This is a genomic window from Caulobacter sp. GW821-FHT10A06 (genome assembly GCF_059415805.1).
Genome location: NZ_JBWKNY010000001.1, coordinates 118,436 through 141,326 on the forward strand (window position 1 = coordinate 118,436; position 22,891 = coordinate 141,326).

The following is a 22,891-nucleotide window of genomic DNA, read 5'->3' on the forward strand; positions in this document are numbered from 1 at the left end:
GCTGCGTGACGGTATCGCGACGGGGTTTGCTGGGTTCGAGTTTGGTGATCCCCGTCGCGGCGCTGGCCGGAGGAGGTGTGGCGCAGGCCGCCAAGTCTCCGCCAGCCGCGACCGACTTCCACTGGCTGGGTGACGCCCCGCCGACCGCGCCCGGCGCGGCGGTCTGGGGCGCGCCCTGGCCACGCGGGGCGGTCAAGCCCAAGACGACCCTGACGGCGATCGCCGCCGACGGCCAGGCTCTGCCTCTGCAGACCTGGCCTTTGGCTTATTGGCCCGACGGTTCGCTGAAGTGGACGGGTCACGCGCTGGCGGGACCGGCTCCCAAGGGTTTCCAGGTCAAGCCGGGTAAGCCAATTACTCCTTCTAAGTCTGTCGCGGTGCGTGAGACGCCGGAGCGGATCGAGATCGCCGCCGGCGATCTCATCTGCCGGTTCGCGCGGACGGGTGGAGCGCTGATCGAGAGCGTCAGCCTGGCCGGCCGCGAGACCCTACGCGGCGGACGCCTCGTTGCCCTGAACCAGAACACCCCGCCCGGCGACCTGTCGCCGCGCGAGACCCAGGTCTTCGACGGCGCGATCGATGCGGTCACCATCGAGCAACGCGGTCCGGTGCGGGCGGTGGTCCGTTTCGAGGGCCGCCATCGCGGCGTGGGCCGGGACTGGCTGCCGTTCACCCTGCGCGTGGCGGTCGACGCCGACGGGCGGCTGACCCTGACCCACAGCTTCACGTTCGATGGCGACGGGAACAAGGACTTTATCGCGGGCCTGGGGATCCGTTTCGACGTCCCGCTGACCGACGAACTGCACAACCGCCATGTCCGCTTTGCCGGGGAAGGCGAGGGGATGTGGGGCGAGGCCGTCCGCAACATCCCCGGCTGGCAGCCGACCAAGTTCGCCTTGGCCGCCAAATTCCAGGACCAGCTGCGCGGCGAGCGCGTGCCGGACCTGGCTTCGATGGACGCCAAGACCCGCGACCAGTTGCTGACCGTGCCGGCCTGGAACGGCTACCGCCTGTTCCAGGGCGACGCCGACGCCTTCACAGTCGACAAGCGGACAAGCACCAAGAGCAGCTGGCTGCGCGCCGACCACGGCGGCCGCGCGCCGGGCCTGGGCTATGTCGGCGGCGTCTCGGGCGGGGTTGCGTTTGGCCTGCGCCACTTCTGGCAACGTCATCCGACGGGCCTGGAGATCGACGGCGCGACGACCGACGCCGCCACCGTGACCCTGTGGCTGTGGTCGCCTCAGGCGGGGGCCATGGACCTGCGCCACTACAGCGACAAGGCCCACGGCCTGGAGATCCAGTACGAGGACGTCGAGGAAGGCCACAGCACCCCGCTGGGGATCGCCCGCACCAACCAGGTCTTCCTGTGGCCCGTGGCTGCCACCCCGACGCGCGCGGCGCTGTCGGCCATGGCCAAGGCGACCACTGAGCCGGCCCTGCCGGTCGCCGCGCCGACCTACTACCAGAGCGTCGGCGCGTTCGGCGGCGTCTTCACCCCGGTCGACACCTCGACGCCGGTGAAGGCCAAGCTGGAGGCCGCCCACGAGCGCCTGCTGGGCTTCTATCAGCACGAGATCGAGCAGCGCCGCTGGTACGGGTTCTGGGACCACGGCGACGTGATGCACACCTACGACCAGGACCGGCACGTCTGGCGCTACGACGTCGGCGGCTATGCCTGGGCCAATAGCGAGCTGGTGCCGGACCTGTGGCTGTGGACCGCCTTCATGCGCACCGGCCGCGCCGACCTGTTCCGCATGGCCGAGGCCATGACCCGCCACACCGGCGAGGTCGACGTCCACCACCTGGGTCCGTTCAAGGGCCTGGGCTCGCGGCACAACGTCAGCCACTGGGGCGACGGCGCCAAGGAGGCGCGGATCAGCCAGTCGCTGCTGCGCCGTCACTACTATTACCTGACCGCCGACGAGCGGACCGGCGACCTGATGGCCGACCTGTACGACGGCGACCACGCGCTGCTGGCCGTCAATCCGGTGCGCAAGGTCGCGGCCAAGACCAAGTACCCGACCCAGGCCCGCAGTGGCCCGGACTGGTTCGCCTTCGCCAGCAACTGGCTGGTGGCCTGGGAGCGGACTGGGGATGCCAAGTGGCGGGACAAGATCGTCAAGGGTCTGGACGCCATCGCGGCCTCGTCCCACGGCATGTTCACCGGCCCGCCGTTCGGCTACGACCCGGCGACGGCGACCCTGTACGACCTCGGCACGGCCTTCACGACCAGCTACCACCTGGTGACGATCATGGGCGGGGCCGAGCTGGTGTTCGAGCTGGACGGGCTGATCGACGATCCGGCCTGGAGCAAGGCCTGGGTCCGCTTCTGCGCCTACTACAACGCGCCCCTGGCCGAGCGGCAAGCCGCCTTGGGACCAGCAGCCATCGACCGCCACTTCGCCTATCCCGTCTGGCACGCGCGCCTGACGGCCTGGGCGGCGGTGAAGCTGAAGGATCCGGTGCTGGCCAAGCGGGCCTGGACCGAGTTCCTGGCCAAGACCAAGACCGGCCAGGAAAACAGCCCCGAGCCGATCACCCGCGTGACCGGGACGGCGGTGCTGAACCCGATCGACGAGATGGAAGGCGTCTCGACCAACCAGTCGGCGCAGTGGGCGTTGAACCTGTTCGAGCTCTTGGCCCTGGTCGGCGACGCCGCGCCGGACAGCCTACCGGCCGGCTGGGAGTAGGCTGAAGACCTCGAACTGACGGACCCGCAGATGGCTCTGCGTGGTCCGCAGACCGAACCAGCCTCGGGTGTACGGCTCCAGGTCCTGGTGCTCGAACAGCCGGCGGCCGTCGCTCCAGTACTCGATGCGCTGGCCGTCGGCGATCAGACGCACGGTCGTCCAGCGGTTGGGTGTCAGCAGTTCGTCGGCCGCCGAGTGGTCGTGCTGCGGCAGCATCGGCCGATCGCCGGCGCGGCCGACATAACGCCGAAAACGGGTGCTGGTGTTCGTATTGCCGCCGTGGCCGACATAGTAGGTCTTCAGCGTGTCGTAGTCGGCGAAAGCGCCTGAGCGCGGGTGGTCCAGCGGCGAACCGCCATTGGCCTCGCGCGCCATCCAGAAGCAGTTCAGGTCGCTGACCCGGTCAAACGGCCCACCTTCCGAGACGGCCTGGGCCTGGTAGGTGATCGCGACCGGCCCGATCAGCTCCGGCTTGAACCAGGCGGTGAAGCCGGCCGGGGCGACGATGTCCAGAACACCACCCATGGTGGTCAAGGTCGCCGGCTTCTCGGCCTCGATCGCCCAGCGCTTCAGGTCGCGGACGCCGTCGGCATGCAGCCGCTTGCCCTGGCCCGCGAACGGCGTGGCGGCCAAGCCCGCTAGCACAGTGCGGCGGTCCAGGATCATGCATCGACCTCGCGAACGTTCTCGAGCAGACGCTCGGGACGGGCGTCCGGGGTCGTGGTCTCGATGGTCAGGTTGTCGATCTTCAGCCCGTCCACGTGCCGCGCCCACAGGCCATGGACCGGGGAGGGGCCGAACATGCTGGGCTCGGGATAGGCCTGCGGCAGGTCGCCCGGCCGTCGCTCCGCCCACTCCGCCGGCCCGCCGCCGCGATAGGACAGGCGGATGTTCGACAGGGTCACGTCCTGGATCGGCGAGTCCGGCAGGCCCGCGATCGTCGCGGCGTAGTCGGGCAGGACGTCGAAGGCCTCGATGTCGCGCAGCACGATGTTGCGCATCGCGCCCAGCGGCGTGCCCTCCGGCCCGCGCCGCCGATCGCCGACCCGCAGAAAGATCGGGGCGGTGGTCACCTCCTGCAGATGCAGGCGTTCGCAGACGATGTTCTCCATCGTGCCGCCGTCAACGACCTCCAAAGCGAGGCCGCGCGAGCGGACGAAGCGGCAATCTCGGATCGAGATGTCCTTGAAGCCGCCATTGGATTCCGTGCCCAGCTTGATACGGCCGGTGACGCGGTCCTGGTCGGGCGAGACCAGCTGGGTCCGGCCGAAGGTCCCGTCCAGCAAGGTGCCGAGATCAAAGCCGCTGACCTCGCAGTGCTCGATGGTCACGTCCTCAGTCGGGATCAGTTCGCCAAGCGCCAGGGAGCTCTTCAGCACGATGGCGTCGTCATTGGGCGTGTTGACCCGGCAGCCGCTGACCAGCACGCGCCGACAGGCGTCGATGTCCAGGCCGTCGCGGTTGGTGTCGACCACCAGGTCGCGCAGGGTCAGGTCCTCACAGCCCGTGGCCAGCACCGCGAAGTGGCCACCCTGGAAGATCGTCAGGCCCTCGATCCGCACCCGCTTGGCGCGCTTGAGGGCGATGGCCTTGTTGCCGAGGCCCGCCATGGCCTCGACCTGCGGCGACAGCTCGGCCATCGCTTCGGCCGAGAGGCCGGCCATGCTGAGCGGGAACTCGCCGGCCTGTTTCGTCCAGCGCGAGCCGGGACCTTCGCGGGTCAGGCCAGCGCCGTCGATGCGACCGGGACCCAGTATGGCGACATCCTCGACGTCCTCGCCCCAGATCAGGCTGTTGCGCCAGTGAGAGTGTCCGAAGTCCTGCCACAGGTCGTGCGGATTGGGCTCGGCGGCGTCATAGGTCCCGCCATGCAGGGCCGGATCGGCGGCCTCCAGCACGCAACCCTCTTCCAACTTCAGCGTCACGCCGCTGAGCAGGCGGATCGAGAACGACAGGTGGCGGCCGGCCGGCAGCACGACCTCGCCGCCGCCGCGCGCGTGGGCATGGACGATGGCGGCGTTGATCGTGTCGGTGATCAGCTTCACGCGTAGAGGCCGTGGCGCTTGAAAAAGGCGTCCAGGGCCAGGGCGACCGGCGCGATCTGGCCGCTGCGATCCTTCAGCCCGAAGCCGTGGCCGCCGACCTCCTGCAGGTGCATCTCGACCGGGATCTTCCTGGCGCGAAGGGCCTGCCACATCAGCATGCTGTTCTCGACCGGCACGGTCTTGTCATCGGCCGCCGCGGCGATGAACACCGGCGGCGTATCGGCCGGGGTGTTCAGCTCGACCGAGATCGCCTGGCGTTGGGCGTCCGTCGGGTTCGCGCCCAGAAGCTGCTTCAGCGATTGCCCGTGGGCGTAGGGCAGGGTTCCAGTGATCACCGGATAGAACAGACCGGCCGCGAACGGCCGGGTCGGCAGTTTGTCGGCCTCGTCGACCGGTGCGTAGGTCTCGCGGGCGAACTGGGTCGCCAAGCGCGCGGCGACGTGGCCGCCGGCCGAGAAGCCGATCGCCGCCACCTTGGCTGGATCGACGCCCAGCGACGGGGCGCGAGCACGGATCAGGCGCATGGCCCGCTGGGCGTCCTGCAAGGCGACGTCGGGACCGGCCGCCCAGCCGTCGGCGGGCAGGCGGTAGTCCATGACGAAGGCGGTAATCCCCAGGCTGGCCAGCCAGGCGTCGATCGATCCGCCGTTCTTGCCCACCGCCACGCGCACATAGCCGCCGCCGGGGATCATCAGCACCGCCGCGCCGTTCGGTTTGGCGGGCCGGCGCATGGTCAGCCAGGGCTTGGTCACGTTCAGGAAGGCCGTGTCGTTCGGATCGCCGCCGGGCGTGCGCAGGATCACGCTTTCGGTGACGGTGACCTTTTCGCCGCCGGGCGCCGCGCCGGGCCACAGGTCGACAGTCTCGACAGTGCTCTCGGCGGCGCGCGCCAGGGTCGGGGCCGCCATCAGCCCGGCGGCGAGGCCCAGCAGGGCGCGGCGGTCAGTTTCCACGGGGTATTTCCTGGCTGGACGCGGCGCTGGCGGGCACGGCGAAGGTCTCGGGCGAGGGCGGCTTGGCCGGATCGAAGGCCGGCACGTCCGTGGCGAGATGGGCGGCCAGGTCCGGAACATTGGCCCGGATGCCCTCGACCACGCAGCGCGCCAGCTGATAGGCGCCGTAGTTGTTGTGGTGGGTAGCGTCCTTGCCGCTGTCGTTGAAGGCCTTCCAGGCGTTGTCGGGGCCCAGGGCCTCGTAGAAGGCCGCGCTCATCGTGTGCAGGTCGATCAGCGGAACGTTCAGCGCCTGGGCCGTCTCGCGCACCGCCTGCGGATAGTCGCCGTGGGTGTTCACGATCTTGCCGGCCTCGTCGAATTTGCGGCGGTGCATGGAGGTGACCAGCACCGGCGTCGCGCCGCGTAGGCGCGCTTCGCCGACATAGGCGCGCAGATAGTCGCGATAGGTTGTGGCGGCCTCGACATAGGTCTGGGGCCAGTTCGGCTTCTGGTCGTTGTGGCCGAACTGGATCAGCAGCCAGTCGCCGCGCTTGATCTTGCTGAGGATCTTGTCGAAGCGCCGCTCAACCAGGAAAGCCTTGAGCGTCTCGCCGGACTCGGCCTGGTTGGAGACCGACAGGTCGGGCTTGAAGAAGCGCGGCAGCATCTGGCCCCAGCCGGCGGCGGGCTCGAAGCGCTGGTCGGTGACGGTGGAGTCGCCGGCCAGGAACACGGTCGGCACGGTGACGGCCTCGATCTTTAGCCGGCGCACGGCGGCGGTAGAGCCGCAGAACTCCAGGGTCAGCTTGTCGTCCCAGTCATAGCTGCCGTCCTCGCGCGCGTTCAGCGCCACGCGCTTGCCGCCCGGGGCGTTGGGCGGCGGCGGGGCCAGCTCGGGGCGGCGGACATTGACGACGATGGTCCGGGTTTCGGTCTTGCGGGCCGGGATGCGGACGGTCTCCAGCATCAGCCGCCGGGACTCGGCCTTGACCGTGGTCTCGGACGCCTTGTCGCCGCCCAGGTCCAGGGTGATCCGATAGTCGCCCTCGGGGACCTTCACCGAGAACAGCTTGCCGGGGCCCGGCTCGAAGCCGTGGCCGATGGCGGGGTCGTAAGCCCCGATGGACGTGGTGGTGAAATCGAAGGCCCACACGGGAGCGTCCTCCCTGGCGAGCGCGGCGCTCGGCGCGAGAACGAGGCCAGCCAGCAGCGTGCGCCGATCCAGGATCATGCCGCCTCCCTATCGCGTGCAGAGTCCGAGCGCTTTGGTAACGCCGCTGGGGGAGGGGTTCAATGTCAAAATGCAGGATATTATCCTGTCATGTGGGATTTATAGGGCGCTGCGAACGGAGCGCTGAAACTGGGCCGGCGTGCGATCGTAGTGCTGCTTGAACGCGGCGCTGAAGTGGCTGTGGCTGGAGAAGCCCAGGTCCAGGGCCAGGTTGGTCAGGTGGTCGTACTGGTCCAGCAGATCCAGCGCCCGCGCCAGGCGCAGCCGTAGCTGATACCGATAGAGGGGCACGCCCTCGACCTGTTGGAAGACTTGGGTCAAGTAGACCGGTGATACACCCACCTCGTCGGCGATCTCGGCCAGGGTCCAGCGGCGACCGAGGTCGGAGGCCAAAACCAGCTTGGCGCGGTCGACCAGCTTGGTGCGGCCCCAGCTGCCGGCGCTGGCGTGCGAGGTCCGTTCGCCGAGAGCCCGGCGCACCAGGGTGAGCGACAGGGTCTCGGCCTCCAGGGTCTCGATCGTCCCGCGCGTCAGGCTGTGGCGCAGCAGGGCGACCAGGGCCTGGGCGCGCGGGTCGATGCCGCGCCGCTGGGACTCGAAGGCGACCTCCGGCCCGCCGCGCGTCTGGTCCTTGGGCGCCAGTTCGGCCAACATGTCGGGGCTCAGCGACAGCGAGAGGCAGGCGTCGCCGCCGTCGACCGGATGGCTGACCCGGAAGCCCTCGTCGCCATTGAAGAACATCACCTGGTTGGGCTCGGCCACCGCGTCGCGGTCGCCGCCCAGGTGGTGCATGAAGACGCCGCGATAGGGGAAGACCAGGTGCGCGCCGTGGGCGCATTCCTCGCCGCTCTTGTGCCGGCACGCGCCGTCGCAGACCACGTCGTACAGCGACACGGTCGGCGTATCGAGCAGCTGCTGGACTGCGTATCCGCTCATGGCTTCCCTACGCGACCTTCCACAGCAGCCGCGCTTCCTCGGCGACGATATGGGGATACTCCTCGGGGAAGAACAGTTTGGCTTCCGCGATCCGGCGGATGTTTTCGACGCGGGGCAGAGTTCGGGCCAGGTACTCGCCGTCCGCCGGCGGAAAGATCGGGTCGCTCTGACCCCAGATGATCCGCACTGGGATGTCCAGCTGGCGCAGCGACGCCTCGACCCCGGCCAGCGGGTTGGGCTTCAGGCCCAAGGCGTAGCGGTTGGCCAGGTCCTTGCGCTCGATCGACTGCAGGATGGGGCCGAGGTACTGCTTCAGCGCCGCGTCGGTCGGGTGGGCGGGATTGGAAAAGCACATGCCGCCCAGGCCGTCGGGCGCGCGGGCCTTGGCCGGGTCCTTCAACCACGGCTCCAGCCACGCGTCGGGCCAGATGCCCATCTCGGCCAGTTCGAACACCGGGGTCAGGGCCGGCGGCGGGCTGTTGGTCTCGACATCGCAGTTGGTCAGCAGCAGCGAGCGCATGCGCTTGGGGTGGCTGACGGCGAACAGTTGCGCCACCGCGCCGCCGCTGTCGTTAGCGATCACGTCGACGGTGTCGACACCCAGGGCGTCGAGGAAGGCGATCAGCATCTTCACCTGGTCGGCGGGCGTGACGGACTTGCCTGGCAGCACCTCGGTGAAGCCCAGGCCCATGGAGTCGGGCGCCAGGCAGCGGCGATGCTTCTCGAGCCGATCGATGGCGCCGCGCCACTGGAAACTGCTCAGCGGAAAGCCGTGCAGGAACAGGGCGGCGGGGCCGGTCCCACGATCGATATAGGCCGTGCGGCCATAGGGCGTGGCCTGGAAGCGGCGCTCGCGGGTCCATCGCTCAGCGGCCTGGGCGTCATAGACGGCGTCCATCTGGTCGGCGCGAGCCTGAAGGCTCGACAGGGTCATGGCGACGAGGCAGGTCGAGGCGGTCAGCCAGCGGCGGCGGGTCATGTCGGTGGTCATTGGGCTCGGGCTTCCAGTCCGGTGATGGCGGCCTGGGCCTCGCCCAGCGCCAGGGCGCATTCCTGACAGCAGACCTCGACGGCCCGACCGCCGATGGTGACGGTGATGATGTCGGTCTCCAGCTCGCAGTCGCATGCGGCGCAGGTCTTCGCGTCCATAGGGCGCTCCATGGATTGTCCCCTGAGGGGATGTCTTGAAAGGACGTGATCGGGGGCGACGGACGCGGAACGGCCAGGGCGATCGCGATCCCGCCCGACCCGGCTCCGGTCGATCCGCTTCGTCGCGGCTAGGTCGTCAAAGGGAAGGGTGCATGGCTATCCGGCGGGGTTGCTGACCCGCCCGATAGACCTCAGGCGGGGGCCGCTTCGCTGTCGGATTCTTTAGCGATCGTCGCTTCGGGGCGGGTCGTGCGCCACAGCACCAGGCCGATGCCGCCCAGGACCAGCTCACGCAGGCGGCGCAGCAGCGACAGGGCCAGGGCCTGGTCGGGCTGCAGGCCCATGGCCCCGCCCAGCAGGAGGTAGCCGCCTTCCTGCACGCCCAGGGCGCCGGGAATGGCGAAGCCGACGACCTTGGCCGTCTGGGCCAGGCCCTCGACGATCAGGGCCTGCAGCAGGGTGGGGGTCAGGCCCAGGGCCCACATCGAGACATAGGTCTCGAACGCGCCGGCGATCCAGGCGGCCAGGTGCCAGGCCCAGGAGGCGAAGAGGTTATTGCGCTGGCGGCCGATGACGCGGAAGGCCTCGCCCAGTTCGCCGACCCGGCTGGCTAGGGCGGTCCAGCGTTGCGAGAACTGACCCAGGCGTCGGCCGACCCCGGCCTTGTGGGCGACATAGGCCGACGCGACGATGGCCACGATGATGCCGACCAGGGCCAGGCCCGCCTGGGCCAGGCGCGGGTCGTGCAGGGTGACCATGGCGACGATCAGGCTGGTCAGCACGAACATGACCAGGCCCACCGTGCCGGCCAGGACATCGACGATGCAGCTGGCGGTGGCCTCGGCCAGGGTCAGGCCGTTGCGGGCCGACAGCTTGGCCCGCACGACGTCGCCGCCGACCTGGGCGACGGGCAGCAGGGCGTTGACGGCTTCCTTGATGAAGCGGACGCGGAACAGGAACGACAGCGGCGGCCGACGATCGGGCGGCAGCAGGACCTGCCAGCTGACCGTGGCCAGGAAGGTGACGGGCAGGTGGGCGGCGATGACGATCAGCGTCTGCCAGCCCACCTGGGCCAGGATCTCACGGACCGCACCGACGCCGTGGGTGGCCAGCATGACCGCCAGCAGCCCGACGCCGATCGTCAGCAGCCAACCCCTGAGCGGTGAGGCCTTCTTCTCGACCTCTGCTGTCATGCCGCCGAGCGCGCGCGCAGCGTCGGGGCTGCGCCCAGGTCACGATAGACGTCCAGCACCGCGGCGCAGATGGCGTTCCAGTCGTAGCGAGCGCTGGAGACGCGGGCCGCGCGGCCCAGGCGGAGGCGGCGCATCGGCTCGTTGACCAGGGCCAGGATCGCGGCGGCATAGGTCTCTGCGTCCGCGCGCGGGGCCAACACGCCGTCCTGGCCGTGGGCGACCAGGGCGCTGGTGCTGGGCGCGCGCGGGCACAGCACGGCCAGGCCGGCGGCCATGCCTTCCAGCGTGGCGTTGCCGAAGGCCTCGGTCAGGCTGGGATTGAACAGGACGTCGGCGTTGGACACCGCGCGGCCCAGGTCCTGGCCGTCCAGGTGGCCGGTGAAGATGGCTTCGGGCAGACGTTCCTCCAGGAAGCTCCGCGCCGGACCGTCGCCGATAATCAGCGGCCGGATCGGTTGGCCGCGTAGGCGGACCATGGTTTCGGCCAGGACGTCCAGGCCTTTCTCCATGACCAGGCGGCCCAGGAAGGCGACGACGATCTCATTGTCGGCGATCCCCTGCGCCCGGCGCCACTCGGCATCGCGCCTGGCGGGCGAGAAGCGGTCGCGATCGACGCCGCGGCCCCAGACGGCGACGCGCTCACCCAGGCCTTGTTCACGCAGCAGGTCGGCGATCGGGGCGTTCGGGGCCAGCACGCGGTCGCAGCCGCGATAGAAGCCGTCCAGATAACGCTCGGCGCGAGGACGCAGCCAGTCGAGGCCGTAGTAGGAGAGGTAGGTCTCGAACCGGGTGTGCAGACTGGCGACCAGCGGCAGGCCCTGACGGCGCGCCCACTTGCCGGCCTGCGATCCCAGGATGTCGGGCGCCGAGAGGTGGACGGCGGTCGGCTGGAACTCGGCCAGGTCGGCGCGCAGGGCGCGGGTCAGGCCCAGGGCCAGGCGATACTCGCCGCGCCCCGGGATCGCCACCGACGGGGCCGAGACCAGCTGGCCGGCGGGCTCGAAGGCGGGCGTGTCGGTCGTCGGCGAATAGACCCGCACCTGGGCGCCCTGGCTGATCAGATAGGCCGACAGGCGGTTCAGGGCCTGGTTGGAGCCGTCTCGCGTGTAGTTGTAGTTGCCGGAGAATAGGGCCAGGCGCAGGCCTTGGGCTGGTTTTTCATCAGTGAACTGACGGCTGAATCTGTCCGCGCGCTGCACGACGCCTCCGTTGGTTACTCCGAGGCCCCCGCCCAATCCTCCGTATGACAATGGGCATATGGTGGAATGGTTCAGTTTCCGGAAGGGGCGCTTGTGTCGGAGAGCGGACAATCTTCAGGTCAAGCTGAACCCAAGCTGAACCATGAGGCGTGTCACAGGACGGGGACGGGAACTCGGCCCGACCGTCACCCGTTGGACGCGGTTTTGGAAAAAGCGCGCCCATGGTCTTTCGAGGGGGTTGCGCCGCGACGTCATGACAGGCTTCTGGCGGGCCGTGCGCACTTGCCGTAGGGCGGGTTCGTGCTCAGTTATGCGCTCGCGGCCGCCCAGGTCGCGGTCCGCGATTCCTAAAGGGGCGAATTAAGGCCCCGATCCAGCGAGATTTGTAGAACGTCATGCAGCCGGTCAAGACCCTCATCCTCAGCGCCGGTCAGGGCAAGCGACTGTCGCCGCTGACCGACGACCGGCCCAAGTGCCTGGTCGAGCTGGCCGGCAAGACGGTGCTGGAATGGCAGCTGCGCCACCTGCATCAGGCGGGCGTGACCGAGGCGGTGGTGGTCACCGGCTTCCGCGCTGACCTGGTCGAGGCCGAGGTCGCGCGCCTGAACCTGCCGGGCATGAGCATCCGCACGCTCTACAACCCGTTCTACAGCGTGACCGACAACCTCGCGACCTGCTGGCTGGCGCGTGAGGAGATGCGCGGCGGGCCGTTCATGATCCTTAATGGCGACACCCTGTTCGAGCCGGGCATCGCCGAGCGCCTGATCAGCGCCCCGGACGCGCCGATCACCGTGACCGTCGACCGCAAGGACGACGGCGTCTACGACAGCGACGATATGAAGGTGCTGACCGACGGCGACGCCCTGCGCGCCATCGGCAAGACGATCACCGAGTACGACGCGGAGTCGATCGGCTTCCTGCGCTTCAATGAAGAAGGCTCCAAGCTGTTCGTCGAGACCCTGGAAGGGCTGATGCGCACGCCGGAAGGCCTGAAGCGCTGGTACCTCAGCGTCATCAACGAGATCGCTCAAGCCCACGACGTTGTGCGCGTGCGCTCGATCCAGGGCCTGGAATGGTCCGAGATGGATTTCCCGGAAGACCTGATCCACAACCGCGCCCTGACGGCGCAGTGGGCGGCCAAGGAAACGGTCTCGGCCTGACCTAGGCGGTGGGCGAGGTTTCGCCCACCAACTCCCGCACCAGATCCAGGTCCGACGGCTTGTCGACATCGACAGCCGCCAGGCCGTCGTGCGCGCGCACGGCGGCGGCCTTGACGTCCGCCAGCTTGCCCAGCTTCAGCACGGCCTGGTCCAGGGTCAGCCAGTTCAGCAGGTAGCGGATCAGGAAGGACGGCCCCAGCATGGCGGCGATCTTCCAGGGCTGCTTGCGCAGCGCCTCGACCTTGCGCCAGGTCTCGACCACGCGCAGCGCGGTCTCGTTGCGCAGCAGGAAGAGGTTGCAGCCCGAATAGCGGCCGTCCTGGAAGCGCAGATAGGTGCGCTTGGTCTGCGGCGCGGCGGCTTGGACCCGCTCTTCCGGCGCCAGCAGCACGGCGACATCGGCCCAGTCAGGTGTGTCGGCCAGGAACTGGGTGATCCACTCGGGCTTGAGCAAAGCGTGGTCGACGGTGGTCACCACCAGCGGGAAGCCCAGCTGATGGGCGGCGTTCTCGACGCTCTGGCTGGGGCCCGAGGCGGTGGGCAGGATGACCACGCCGGCGTCGGCCAGGCGGGCCTTGATCGCCTCGTCATTGGCCGCGACGCCGATCGTCTCCGGACCCGCCGCGCGGACGGCGTCCAGCACCCGATCCAGCAAGGTCCGGCCTTCCAGCGTGATCAGCGCCTTGTGGCTGACCCCGGCATAGGCGGCGGCCGGATCGACCTCGCCGCCGCGCGAGCCGGCCAGGATCAGGGCCTTGAACGCGCCGCTCAAAGCGCCTTCTCGTAGAGGCGGTAGGTCTTGTAGTGCGTGCCGCCGACGTTCTCGGCGATGTGGGTCATGGCCTTGTTGGCCTCCAGCACCCACGAGATCTCGTAGCGATTGTAGCCCAGGCTCATCGCCATATCGCGACTGGCCTTCATCATCCAGAACGGCAGCATGCGGCCGCGCTGGGTGGAGGCGAACTTCTTCTTCACGCCCATCAGCGGGATGCGGGCCGACTTCACGCCCTTGACCTTCAGGCGCCACAGCAGCTTGGCCCAACCGAACGGCAGCAGCTTGCCCTTCAGGTCGGCGATGGCTTCGTTGACGTTGGGCAGGAAGACCACCACGCCGGCGGCCTCGCCATCGATCTCGGCGAACCAGATCAGGCGCTTGTCGATCACCTGTTTGAGGGCCTTGCCCAGCTGGGCGGTCTCGGCCTCGGTGGTGGGGGTGAAGCCCCAGTTCTCCCGCCAGGCGTCGTTGAGGATGTCCGTCAGCGTCTGGACCTCCTCGTCATAGCGCTTCATGTCCAGCTGGCGCAGGACGACGCCCGCCGGCAGGCCGCGCTTGACGCGGCGCTGGGCGATCTCGGGGATGTCGCCGGTCTCGTCGGCGCGATAGGCGAAGAGGTCCTGGGTCTTGGCGTAGCCCTGCTCCTCGACGCGCTTGCCGGCATAGGCCGGGTCGTGGCCCATCAGGATCATCGGCGGGGTGTCGAAGCCCCAGACCAGCAGGCCGACCTCTTCGTTGACCGACAGGTTGAACGGGCCGACCACGTGGGTGCGGCCGCGGGCGCGCAGCCAGTCCTCAGCGGCGCGGAACAGCACCTGGAAGATGGCCGCGTCGTCCTCGGCGGCGATCATGCCGAAGTGGCCGTCCAGGCGACCCGGGGTGGGCTGCGGCGTCAGCTGGTCGATCTGGGCGCTGATCCGACCCACGTCACGGCCGCCGCGCGTGGCCAGGAACAGCTGGACCTCGGCGTGAGCGAAGAATGGGTTGGTCTTGGGCGTCAGGGCCTCGGTCCGCTCCATGAACAGCGGCGTGATCCAGTTGGGATCCTTGGCGTTCAGGCGGGCGGGCAGGGCGATGAAGCGCTTCAGCTCGTCTGGCGTCTGGACGGGGATGACCTGCAGGTCGGCGTTCGCGGAGTCGAAAGGCATCACCCCTCCAGGGCAAGGAATGTGCGAATGGCGAGAGCGCCGAAGATCGCGGGGGCGGCCCAGACGGCCAGGATCGGGGACAGGGAGCCGGACTCGCCCAGGGCGGTCAGCATGCCGTTGGCCACCAGGAAGATCAGGCCGGCGGCCAGACCGCCGGTCAGCAGCATCGCGCCTTGGCCGCTGCGGAAGTTGGCCAGGGCGACGGGCGCGCTCAGCAGCAGCATGACCAGCGACACGAACGGCCCGGCGAAGGCCGCCTGCAGGTGGGTGGCGTAGAAGCTCTCCGGCCGGTCCGAAGCGCCGTTCTGCAGGGCGCGCTGGGCCGAGGCGGCGGTGGGCACGGCGTCGTCGCCGAACAGGCTCTGGACGTCACGGGGCCGCAGGCCGCTGGGCCAGCTGGTCGAGGCCGCCGTCGAGGTCTGGGCCAGGTCGCCGGTGAAGCGTGTGGTCTTGGGCTGGTCCAGGGTCCAGGCGCCGTTGGCGTACAGAGCCTTCGGAGACTCGACCTTCTCCATCAGGATGCCCTTGGGGTCGCGACGGAAGATGGTGACGTTGTCGATCTCGCGGCCGCTGGCCGAGGCGCTGGCCCCGATGACCAGGTCGGCGCCGGCGCGGAAGGTGCGCGGGGCGGGGACCTTGCGTTCGGCGACGGGGGTCGTGTTCTTCCACCAGTCGGCCAGGGTCGGATCGGCGCGGGGGGCCAGGTACTGGCCGCACAGGGCGTCCAGCAGCATCACCACGATAGCGGCGGGCACGGCCATGCCGACGATGCGATAGCCCGAGATGCCGGTGGCGCGCATGGCGACGACGGCGCTCTCGCGGGCCAGTCCCGAGAAGGCGAACAGGCCGCCGGCCAGCACCGCGATCGGGGCGACCTGCTCGAACAGGCGCGGCAGGCGCATGAAGGCGTAGTAGGCCACGCCGGCCATGCCTAAGCCTCGGTCGAGGATGTCGGGCGTCACGTCCAGCAGGTCCAGCACCTGCAGGATGGCCATCAGGATCAGCGCCGCACCGAGGATATGGGTGGCGATGGTCCGCAGGACGTAGAGCTGCAGTCTCATGCGGCTTGTCGCTTCTTTGGCAGGGGCAGGGCGCGAACGATGTTCGCCACGATCTTGTTGACCCGGCGGACCGTGCGCGAGACCGGGGTGTCGCCCGGTCGCGTGCGGCTGCCGACGAACAGCCAGACCGCCAAGGCCGCGAATACAGTGAAGGGGACCCAGATGGCCGGGAACGGCGCGAGCTTGCCGGCCTTGGCCAGGCCCTGGCCCATCAGCAGCGAGTGCTGGAAGGCCAGAAGCAGCAGGCCCGCCATCACCAGGCCAGGCGCGCGGTTGCCGCGCTTTGAGGCCAGGCCCAGCGGGAAGGCCAGCAGCGGCAGGAACGGCAGGAAGATCGCCCGCGCCCAGCGGCCGTAGAACTCGCTGAGCAGGTTCGCCTTGGGAACCACCGGGTTCGGCGAATGGGCTTGGCGGTACAGCTCGCCCAGGGTCAGCTCACGCTCGTCGCTGCCGCGATCGCGCAGCAGCACCGCGGCGGCGGCCAGCGGCGTTTGGGTGGTCAGGCTGTTGAAGGCCAGGTTGCGGTATTGGCCGTTGGCGTCGCGGGCGATGCGGCGGCCGTCCTTCAGGTCCATGGTGATGGTCTTGCCGCCGGTATCCAGCTTCAGGTCGGCCGAGGCGGCGGTGATGATCTCTTCCTGGCCGCGCGTGTCCAGGCGACGGATGAACACGCGCGTCAGGCGCTGGCCGGCCAGGTCGGCGCTATCGGCGGTGAGCAGCGAGCCCTTGTCGTCGATGAAAGCGCCGCCTGCCAATCGCCCGTTCCAGCCGGCGTTGATCGCCGCGTGCATGACGGCGCGATAGGCGTAGCGGCTGTAGGGCTGCATGTAGCCGAACACACCGACGCTGAAGACGCTGAGGAACACGGCGACGGCCAGGAACGGCGCGGCGATGCGCTCCAGCGACTGGCCGCTGGCCAGCAGGGCGTCGATCTCGGAGCCGTCCGACAGCTTGGTGATGACGATGAACAGCGCCACGAAGAACGCCACCGGCAGGGCCAGGCCCAGATAGTGCGGCACCAGGTTGGCGGCCAGCTGGGTGACGTAGCCGAAACGGGCGCTGCTCTGGGACAGCACGTCCAGCAGGCGCAGGACGCGCTCCAGCAGCAGGGCCACGACGGTGACGCCCAGGCAGCCGACCAGCGGCCAGACCAGCATGCGCAGCAGGTAGCGGTCGAGCAGCCGGATCGGTCCGGCGGTCAGGTCCTTGGCGCTCACGCTTGGACCCAGGCTTGCGCGAAGTCTTGGGCGAGGCGTTGCACGGCCTCGTCCGACAGGGCCACGGCCGCGCCCAGGGCGGGGGCGGCGGGCCAACCGGCGTCAGGGAAAGACTGCCCGTCATGCTCGCGAACGCCGTCGTAGCGCGGAAGCACGTGGAAATGGACGTCTTTGTCGACCATCATCAGCATGAGGTAATTGATCTTCTGGTAGGCGATCTTGGCTTTCAGAAGGCGCTCGATCCCGGCCACGGCGACCTGCAGGTCGGCGAAGGCGGCGGGACTCACGTCTGAGAAGGCCTGGACAGCTTCCTTGCACACAAGGACCAAAGACCCAAATGTCGGTTGCTTGGGACGAACCAGAATCAGCCAGTGATCGGTCTCCGCGACCTTCGAAGCGGGATAGCCGAACGCCAGGGCGGTGGGATTGGTCATGAGAAAGCCGGAACTTCAGGCGATATCACCTGCGCGTAACAATAAGGACGCGGCCTTTTAGATGAAAGTACGTTCCGTTCTCGTCGGCGTAATGTTCGCGATGATTGCGACGACGGGGACCCCGCGCGCCCAAGGCGTGGCTCGCGCGCTGGTCGACAAGGAGTGCGTGGGCCGCAAGACCGCCACCCGTCTGACCGTGCAGGTGGGGGCGCTGCGCTCGAACGCCGGCGACGTGGTGATCGTGGTCTATCCGGGCGATCCCAGCCGCTTCATGACCGCGCGCGGCAAGGTGGGACGCGCCAAGATCAAGACCTCGGCCCCGATGAGCCAGGCCTGCTTTTTCCTGCCGTCGCCCGAGGACGCCTATGCGGTCGAGGTCTATCACGACGCCGACGGCAACGGCGATCTGAGCCGCAGCCCGGGCGGCATGCCCACGGAGGGCTACGGTTTCTCGAACGACGCCCCGACCAAGTTCGCCTCGCCATCGTTCGACGCGGTGCGTTTCGGGGTCAAGCCGGTGGGCGAGACCACCATCCGCGTAAAGGTGCGCTACCCGTCTAGCCGCTGATGTCGGCCAGGCTGTAGCGGCCCAGCTCCGAGAGGCTCTCGCGCCCGGGTTCGACGCCACGCGCCACGACGCGAACGTGACGGCCTTCGATCTCGATCATGTGCCAGCGGGCGGGCGAGTGGCCGCGCGGCTGGGCCGAGGCCGATGGCACGCCCAGCACCGGGATGATCGCGCCGTTCGGGCCGGGAACCGAACCGATCAGGGCTTCGTGGGCGTGGCCGTGCAGGACCAGGTCGGCGCCGTGCCTGGCCAGGATCGCGCGAAGCTCCGCCTGGTCCTCGAGCTCCTTGCGCTTGGCCACCGCGCCCTTCTGCGGCGGATGGTGCAGCGTCACGAGGCGGAACAGATTCTTGTAGGCCGCATCGCCCAGCAGGGCGTCCAGGCGCTGCAGCTGCTCCTCGCCCAGGCGGCCCGTGGCCAGGTGCGGGGCGGTGCGGACGGCAGAACACAGGTTGAAGATCGCTGCCGGGCCGCGCACTCGCACCTGCGGGAAGACGGTCTCGCCCGCGTCGCCCAGCCAGGGCGTCCAGGTCGCGAAGCGTTCGACCTCGGCCGAGCCGGCCAGGGCGTCGTGATTGCCAGGACTGACGGTGAAGTCAGCCGGATTGCCCAACGTTTCCAGCCACGTGCGCGCGGCCGCGATCTCCGTACGCGAAGCAAAGTTGGTGAGATCGCCGCTGATCACCACATGATTGGGGCCAGCGGCCTTGAGGTCGGCGACCAGCGCCGCCAGCACTTCGGGCCTATGGACCTTGCGTTTCCGACGCCACGCGATGCGGCTCAGGAGGCGCTTGGTGAAGACGTCCTTCCACCGAAACGCGCCCGGCGGCGGCGGCAGGTGGGGGTCGGAGAGGTGGGCGATGCGATATATGGACAAGACGGTTCGGGTCGTTCTGGTCGAAGCGGGCGAAGCTGCGTATCAATCGGGTCGAGATTCAAGGGGTATATCTGTCTTTGAGCAGCGAAATTCATAACGGGCCGCGCGCTCTGACCGTCGGCGAAGCCGGCGGCCGCATCTGGGGCATGAGTTCGCCCGAGCGCCTGTCGCGCATCTATCGTCGTATCGGCCTGGTCGAGACGCCGGCCGTGGACCTGTCGAACGCCGTCGTGGCGGTCGACGCCGGCTGGGTGTTTGACGAGTCGCTGATCAAGGCCCTGGCCGGCCGCGAAGGCGCGGTGCTGGTGGACGACGCCGGCCGCGCCGTGGCGGTGCACGCGCCCGCCGACCTGGCCTATGCCGCCACCGAAGCGCTGAACGCCGGCCAGGATCCGTCGGGCCTGGACCCGCGCCTGGTGCGCCTGACCGCTCTGGAGCTGGGCTCGGCCTATAACAGCGCCCTGCGCAAGCGCGAGCCGCCGGTGCTGGAGCGCCTGACGCCGGAGACCGTCCGCGCTGTCGAGAAGCGCCTGTTCCAGGGCTCGTACAAGGGCGTCACCGACCTCGTCACCAAGTATGTCTGGCCGACCCCGGCCCGGGTCGTCACCCGCTGGGCGGCGATCGCCAAGATGACGCCGAACCAGGTGACCTTCATCGGCTTCCTGCTGACCCTGGCCGCCACCTGGCTGTTCTGGCATGGCCAGTTCGGTTGGGGCCTGGTCTGCGCCTGGATCATGACCTTCCTCGACACCGTCGACGGCAAGCTGGCCCGCGTGACCCTGACCTCGTCCAAGTGGGGCAATGTCTTCGATCACGGCATCGACCTGCTGCACCCGCCGTTCTGGTGGTGGGCGTGGTTCGTCGGCGTCGGCGTGGTCGGCCAGAAGATCCCGTATCCGGAGCTGAGCCTCTTCATCGTCATCGCCGGCTATGTCGCCCAGCGGGTGGAGGAGGGGATCTTCCTGTCCCTCTTCAAGCTGGAGATGCACGCCTGGCGGCCGTTCGACAGCTTCTTCCGCCTGATCACGGCGCGTCGGAACCCGAACCTGATCCTGATGACCGGCAGCGTCCTGGTGGGCCGTCCGGACGTCGGCTTCACCCTGGTGGCTATCTGGACCGCCGTGTGCTTCCTGGTGCACGCCGTCCAGATTCTGCAGGGGCTGGCCGCACCGAAGGGCTCGATCCAATCTTGGCTGTCGAAATGACGCGTATCGGGGTCGTCCGCAATCCGAAGAGCCACGGCAACCGGCTGCATCCGCCAGGGCCCACGCCAGAGGGCGTGATCCTGGTCGAGCCGTTCGGCCGCGACGCCCTGCGGACCGAGCTGGAGACCTTCGCCCGCGACGGCCTGGACCTGCTGGTCATCGACGGCGGCGACGGCACCGTGCGCGACGTCATCAGCCTGTTGCCGCACACCTTCGGCGAGAACCTGCCGATGCTGGCGGTGCTGCCCTCGGGCAAGACCAACGTGCTGGCCATCGACCTGGGCGCCCCCGACGACTGGCGGCTGGAAGAGGTGCTGATCGCCGCCCGCCGCGCCGAGCCGACGGTCAAGTCGCGTCCGCCGCTGCGCGTCACCTGGGCCGACGGCCATCGCCCCTGCCTGCAGGGTTTCTTCTTCGGCATCGGCGCGCCGGTGAAGGCCACGACCCTGGCCCAGCGGGTCCACAAGGTCGGCTTCTTCCATAACCTGGCCGTGGCCGTGACCATCGTCACCGCCGCGTTGCGGGCGGTGTTCGGCGGCAGTCGCGACGAATGGCGCGAAGGCGTGCCGGCCAAGATCGCCCTGGACGGCGAAGCCCAGCCCGAGGGCGAGCGCTTCGCGGTGCTGGCCACGGCGCTCAAGCGCCTGCCTTTCGGCGTTATGCCGTTCGGCGCGCCGCGCGAGGGACTGAAGTTGCTGGACGTCGACGCGCCCCCGCACCGGCTGCTGAAGGCCTTCCCGATGGTGCTGAGCGGCAAGGTCGTGCCGGCCCTGGAAGGCATGGGCTATCGCCGCCGCGACCCGCGCGAGATCAGCCTGGCCGGTGGTGCGCCGTTCGTGCTGGACGGCGAGGTGTTCGAGGGCGGCGAGCTGACCATCGGTTTGGGTCCGTCCCTGAGGTTCCTCGTCGGATGAGCCGCCTTCGCGACCTGGTCGCGGCCGAACTATCCGTTTCGACCCCCGCGCCGATCACCGCCTTCGCCGAGCATCTGGCGACGATCTTTCCAGACGCGCGGGCGGTGCTGTTCTACGGCTCGATCCTGCGGACCGGCGACCTGTCGGGGGTGCTGGACTACTACGTGCTGACCGAGACGCCGCCCAAGGGCTGGCGGGGGTTCTTCACGCGCATCCTGTGGCCTGACGTCAGCTATCACGAGCTGGAAGTGGGCGGCGAAGTGCTGCGGGCCAAGGTCGCCTCGATGACCCTGGGCCAGTTCCGCAAGACCGCCGGTGGCCGGGACTACGACACCACCATCTGGGCCCGCTTCGTCCAGCCCTGCGCCCTGATCTGGGCAGCAGACGGCGCGCGCGAGACGGTGATCGACGCCGTGACCGACGCCTGCTGTACGGCCGCCGGCTACGCCCAGGCCCTGGGCCCTGTCGGCGGCGCGCCGCAGGCCCTGTGGACCGCGCTGTTCCAGGAGACCTACAAGGCCGAGTTGCGGGTCGAGAAGGCCGGCCGCGAGGTCTCGATCCTGACCTTCGATCCGGGCCGATACGACCGCGTCATGGAGGCCGTACAGGCCGACCAGGGGGGCGCGCTGGGCGAGAGCGAGCGCAGCCGCGTCCGCAAGGTCTGGACGCCCCGCAAGCTGCTGGGCAAGCCGCTGAACGCCGCCCGGCTGATGAAGGCCTCCTTCACCTTCCAGGGCGCGGCGCGGTACGCCGCCTGGAAGATCGAGCGCCACACCGGCGTGGCCGTCGAGGTCACGCCTTGGCGCGAACGGCATCCGATCCTGGCGGCGCCCGGCGTGCTGCTGAAGGTCTGGAAGAGCCGGCGCAAGGCGGCCTGACAAACAAAAACGCCCGGAGCAGGAGCCCCGGACGTCTTCGTTTCAACTATGGGAACGCTGTCAGGCGCGGGCGCGCTTGAGAGGCTCAATGACGCCCAAGGCCGCACCGATTTCGGCGAAGGTCTTGAGGACGGCATCGATCTGCTCGTCGGTGTGGGCGGCGCTGACGCTGGCGCGCAGCAGCGGACGGCTGTCCGGCGTCGCGGGCGGCAGGGCCAGGTTCAGGTAGACGCCGGCCTGCAGCAGGCCGTTCCACATGGCGATGGCGCGCTCCTGGTCCGGCATGGTCGTGGCGACCACCGGGCTGGCCGTCGGGCCGGTGTGGAAGCCCATGGCGGTCAGGCCGTCATACAGGCGCTTGGCGTTGCGGTTCAGGCGGTCGCGCAGCTCGGGCTGCTCGATCATGCGACGCAGGGCGGTGATGGTCGAGGCGACCACGGCCGGCGGCAGCGAGGCGGTGAACATGTACGGACGGCAGACGACGCGCATGACGTCGAAGTCGTCGACGTTCGAGACGCAGAAGCCGCCGATGGCGCCCAGGCTCTTGGAGAAGGTGCCGACGATGAAGTCGACGTCGTCTTCGACGCCGGCGGCTTCGGCCAGGCCGCGACCCGTCGCGCCCAGCACGCCCATCGAGTGGGCTTCGTCGACCAGCAGGTAGCCGCCCAGCTCACGCTTCACGGCGGCGATTTCCTTCAGCGGCGCGACGTCGCCGATCATCGAATAGACGCCTTCGACCACGATCAGGCGCTCGCCGGGGGCGTCGCCCAGGCGGCGCAGGCGCTTGGCCAGGTCTTCGGGGTCGTTGTGGCGGAAGCGGATGACCTCGGCCTGGCCCAGACGCGAGGCGTCATAGATCGAGGCGTGGCTGTCGGCGTCCAGGATCAGGTGGTCGCCGCGACCCACCAGGGTCGACAGCACGCCCAGATTGGCCTGGTAGCCGGTCGTGAAGACCATGGCGTGCTTGCGGCCGTAGAACTTGGCCAGCTCGGTCTCGAGCTCGACGTGCGCCTCGAACGAACCGTTGGCGATGCGGGAACCGGTGGTGCCGGTGCCGCGTTCCTGGACCGCTTTGACCGAGGCGTCGATCGCCTGCTGGTCGAAGGTCAGGCCCAGATAGTTGTTGGTGCCCAGCAGGATGGTCGGGCGACCGTCGACGACGCCTTCGGTCGGCGAGATCACCTTGTCGAAGCGGACCTTGAAGGGGTCGGCGCCCGCGTCCTGAATGGCCTTGTACGCGTCGCGATAGGCCAGGTGCTTATCAAACAGCCCCATT

At 69.0% G+C, this 22,891-nt stretch carries 22 protein-coding genes; 6 read left to right on the top strand and 16 right to left on the bottom strand.

Annotated elements, in window-relative coordinates:
- Positions 1-5 precede the first annotated feature (5 nt).
- Entirely contained in the window at positions 6-2,690 is a 2,685-nt protein-coding gene (locus tag AC07NF_RS00465) for an exo-rhamnogalacturonan lyase family protein (RefSeq protein WP_494632553.1), read from the top strand.
- On the opposite strand, the gene AC07NF_RS00470 is transcribed toward AC07NF_RS00465, so the two are convergent.
- From AC07NF_RS00470 to AC07NF_RS00510, 9 genes are all read right to left on the bottom strand, one after another.
- Positions 2,670-3,356, bottom strand: a complete 687-nt coding sequence (locus AC07NF_RS00470; protein ID WP_494632552.1) for a DUF6250 domain-containing protein — start codon at positions 3,354-3,356, stop codon at positions 2,670-2,672. The genes AC07NF_RS00465 and AC07NF_RS00470 overlap by 21 nt on opposite strands.
- Positions 3,353-4,735: a rhamnogalacturonidase gene (locus tag AC07NF_RS00475; RefSeq protein ID WP_494632551.1), complete on the bottom strand. Its 1,383-nt coding sequence runs from the start codon at positions 4,733-4,735 to the stop codon at positions 3,353-3,355. The genes AC07NF_RS00470 and AC07NF_RS00475 overlap by 4 nt, the downstream gene beginning before the upstream one ends.
- Complete coding sequence (locus tag AC07NF_RS00480; protein ID WP_494632806.1) at positions 4,732-5,643, bottom strand: alpha/beta hydrolase; 912 nt, start codon at positions 5,641-5,643, stop codon at positions 4,732-4,734. Before AC07NF_RS00480 ends, AC07NF_RS00475 begins: the two co-directional genes overlap by 4 nt.
- A 34-nt stretch (positions 5,644-5,677) precedes the next feature.
- A complete protein-coding gene (locus tag AC07NF_RS00485; protein WP_494632550.1) occupies positions 5,678-6,901 on the bottom strand; it encodes a rhamnogalacturonan acetylesterase in 1,224 nt (407 codons plus the stop codon).
- Positions 6,902-7,000: 99 nt separating this feature from the next.
- Positions 7,001-7,837: a helix-turn-helix transcriptional regulator gene (locus AC07NF_RS00490; protein ID WP_494632549.1), complete on the bottom strand. Its 837-nt coding sequence runs from the start codon at positions 7,835-7,837 to the stop codon at positions 7,001-7,003.
- Positions 7,838-7,844: 7 nt separating this feature from the next.
- A complete protein-coding gene (locus AC07NF_RS00495; protein WP_494632547.1) occupies positions 7,845-8,828 on the bottom strand; it encodes an alpha/beta fold hydrolase in 984 nt (327 codons plus the stop codon).
- Positions 8,825-8,986, bottom strand: coding sequence for a hypothetical protein (locus tag AC07NF_RS00500; RefSeq protein WP_454716853.1), 162 nt, complete (start codon positions 8,984-8,986; stop codon positions 8,825-8,827). The genes AC07NF_RS00495 and AC07NF_RS00500 overlap by 4 nt, the downstream gene beginning before the upstream one ends.
- Before the next feature lie 191 nt (positions 8,987-9,177).
- A complete protein-coding gene (locus AC07NF_RS00505) occupies positions 9,178-10,179 on the bottom strand; it encodes a flippase-like domain-containing protein (RefSeq protein WP_494632545.1) in 1,002 nt (333 codons plus the stop codon).
- Entirely contained in the window at positions 10,176-11,378 is a 1,203-nt protein-coding gene (locus AC07NF_RS00510) for a glycosyltransferase family 4 protein (protein ID WP_494632543.1), read from the bottom strand. Before AC07NF_RS00510 ends, AC07NF_RS00505 begins: the two co-directional genes overlap by 4 nt.
- Before the next feature lie 395 nt (positions 11,379-11,773).
- Here AC07NF_RS00510 and AC07NF_RS00515 point away from each other — a divergent pair, with 395 nt between their 5' ends.
- Positions 11,774-12,538 (top strand): phosphocholine cytidylyltransferase family protein, encoded by a 765-nt coding sequence (locus AC07NF_RS00515; protein WP_494632542.1) that lies wholly within the window; start codon positions 11,774-11,776, stop codon positions 12,536-12,538.
- Position 12,539: 1 nt separating this feature from the next.
- Here AC07NF_RS00515 and AC07NF_RS00520 read toward each other — a convergent pair whose 3' ends face one another.
- Genes AC07NF_RS00520 through AC07NF_RS00540 form a run of 5 tightly spaced genes read right to left on the bottom strand, consistent with a single transcriptional unit; the run spans position 12,540 to position 17,173 of the window.
- A complete protein-coding gene (locus tag AC07NF_RS00520; RefSeq protein WP_494632541.1) occupies positions 12,540-13,403 on the bottom strand; it encodes a nucleotidyltransferase family protein in 864 nt (287 codons plus the stop codon).
- Positions 13,307-14,461, bottom strand: a complete 1,155-nt coding sequence (gene bcerS / locus AC07NF_RS00525; RefSeq protein WP_492811650.1) for a ceramide synthase — start codon at positions 14,459-14,461, stop codon at positions 13,307-13,309. The genes AC07NF_RS00520 and bcerS overlap by 97 nt, the downstream gene beginning before the upstream one ends.
- A complete protein-coding gene (locus tag AC07NF_RS00530) occupies positions 14,461-15,522 on the bottom strand; it encodes an LptF/LptG family permease (RefSeq protein ID WP_492811648.1) in 1,062 nt (353 codons plus the stop codon). Before AC07NF_RS00530 ends, bcerS begins: the two co-directional genes overlap by 1 nt.
- Positions 15,519-16,739, bottom strand: a complete 1,221-nt coding sequence (locus AC07NF_RS00535; protein ID WP_492811646.1) for an LptF/LptG family permease — start codon at positions 16,737-16,739, stop codon at positions 15,519-15,521. Before AC07NF_RS00535 ends, AC07NF_RS00530 begins: the two co-directional genes overlap by 4 nt.
- Entirely contained in the window at positions 16,736-17,173 is a 438-nt protein-coding gene (locus AC07NF_RS00540; protein ID WP_492811644.1) for an HIT family protein, read from the bottom strand. The genes AC07NF_RS00535 and AC07NF_RS00540 overlap by 4 nt, the downstream gene beginning before the upstream one ends.
- Positions 17,174-17,234: 61 nt before the next feature.
- On the opposite strand from AC07NF_RS00540, the gene AC07NF_RS00545 reads away from it, so the two are divergent.
- Positions 17,235-17,741, top strand: a complete 507-nt coding sequence (locus tag AC07NF_RS00545) for a DUF2141 domain-containing protein (protein WP_494632536.1) — start codon at positions 17,235-17,237, stop codon at positions 17,739-17,741.
- Here AC07NF_RS00545 and AC07NF_RS00550 read toward each other — a convergent pair.
- Positions 17,731-18,618 (bottom strand): metallophosphoesterase family protein, encoded by an 888-nt coding sequence (locus tag AC07NF_RS00550; RefSeq protein WP_494632531.1) that lies wholly within the window; start codon positions 18,616-18,618, stop codon positions 17,731-17,733. The genes AC07NF_RS00545 and AC07NF_RS00550 overlap by 11 nt on opposite strands.
- Positions 18,619-18,695: 77 nt before the next feature.
- Between AC07NF_RS00550 and AC07NF_RS00555 the strand changes: the two genes are divergently transcribed.
- Genes AC07NF_RS00555 through AC07NF_RS00565 form a run of 3 tightly spaced genes read left to right on the top strand, consistent with a single transcriptional unit; the run spans position 18,696 to position 21,615 of the window.
- The gene (locus AC07NF_RS00555; RefSeq protein WP_494632530.1) at positions 18,696-19,823 is read left to right on the top strand and encodes a CDP-alcohol phosphatidyltransferase family protein; all 1,128 of its coding nucleotides are present in this window, start codon (positions 18,696-18,698) and stop codon (positions 19,821-19,823) included.
- A complete protein-coding gene (locus tag AC07NF_RS00560) occupies positions 19,742-20,737 on the top strand; it encodes a diacylglycerol/lipid kinase family protein (RefSeq protein WP_492811636.1) in 996 nt (331 codons plus the stop codon). The genes AC07NF_RS00555 and AC07NF_RS00560 overlap by 82 nt, the downstream gene beginning before the upstream one ends.
- Positions 20,734-21,615, top strand: coding sequence for a hypothetical protein (locus tag AC07NF_RS00565; RefSeq protein WP_494632528.1), 882 nt, complete (start codon positions 20,734-20,736; stop codon positions 21,613-21,615). Before AC07NF_RS00560 ends, AC07NF_RS00565 begins: the two co-directional genes overlap by 4 nt.
- Before the next feature lie 60 nt (positions 21,616-21,675).
- On the opposite strand, the gene spt is transcribed toward AC07NF_RS00565, so the two are convergent.
- Positions 21,676-22,890: a serine palmitoyltransferase gene (spt, locus tag AC07NF_RS00570; protein WP_492811634.1), complete on the bottom strand. Its 1,215-nt coding sequence runs from the start codon at positions 22,888-22,890 to the stop codon at positions 21,676-21,678.
- Position 22,891: the final 1 nt, after the last annotated feature.

Bases quoted from the DNA above. Each gene is read 5' to 3' on its own strand.
- AC07NF_RS00470 (WP_494632552.1), bottom strand. From the start codon at position 3,356: ATGATCCTGGACCGCCGCACTGTGCTAGCGGGCTTGGCCGCCACGCCG.
- AC07NF_RS00480 (WP_494632806.1), bottom strand. From the start codon at position 5,643: ATGGCGGCCCCGACCCTGGCGCGCGCCGCCGAGAGCACTGTCGAGACT.
- AC07NF_RS00485 (WP_494632550.1), bottom strand. From the start codon at position 6,901: ATGATCCTGGATCGGCGCACGCTGCTGGCTGGCCTCGTTCTCGCGCCG.
- AC07NF_RS00490 (WP_494632549.1), bottom strand. From the start codon at position 7,837: ATGAGCGGATACGCAGTCCAGCAGCTGCTCGATACGCCGACCGTGTCG.
- AC07NF_RS00495 (WP_494632547.1), bottom strand. From the start codon at position 8,828: ATGACCACCGACATGACCCGCCGCCGCTGGCTGACCGCCTCGACCTGC.
- AC07NF_RS00500 (WP_454716853.1), bottom strand. From the start codon at position 8,986: ATGGACGCGAAGACCTGCGCCGCATGCGACTGCGAGCTGGAGACCGAC.
- AC07NF_RS00505 (WP_494632545.1), bottom strand. From the start codon at position 10,179: ATGACAGCAGAGGTCGAGAAGAAGGCCTCACCGCTCAGGGGTTGGCTG.
- AC07NF_RS00515 (WP_494632542.1), top strand. From the start codon at position 11,774: ATGCAGCCGGTCAAGACCCTCATCCTCAGCGCCGGTCAGGGCAAGCGA.
- bcerS (WP_492811650.1), bottom strand. From the start codon at position 14,461: ATGCCTTTCGACTCCGCGAACGCCGACCTGCAGGTCATCCCCGTCCAG.
- AC07NF_RS00530 (WP_492811648.1), bottom strand. From the start codon at position 15,522: ATGAGACTGCAGCTCTACGTCCTGCGGACCATCGCCACCCATATCCTC.
- AC07NF_RS00540 (WP_492811644.1), bottom strand. From the start codon at position 17,173: ATGACCAATCCCACCGCCCTGGCGTTCGGCTATCCCGCTTCGAAGGTC.
- AC07NF_RS00545 (WP_494632536.1), top strand. From the start codon at position 17,235: ATGAAAGTACGTTCCGTTCTCGTCGGCGTAATGTTCGCGATGATTGCG.
- AC07NF_RS00565 (WP_494632528.1), top strand. From the start codon at position 20,734: ATGAGCCGCCTTCGCGACCTGGTCGCGGCCGAACTATCCGTTTCGACC.
- spt (WP_492811634.1), bottom strand. From the start codon at position 22,890: ATGGGGCTGTTTGATAAGCACCTGGCCTATCGCGACGCGTACAAGGCC.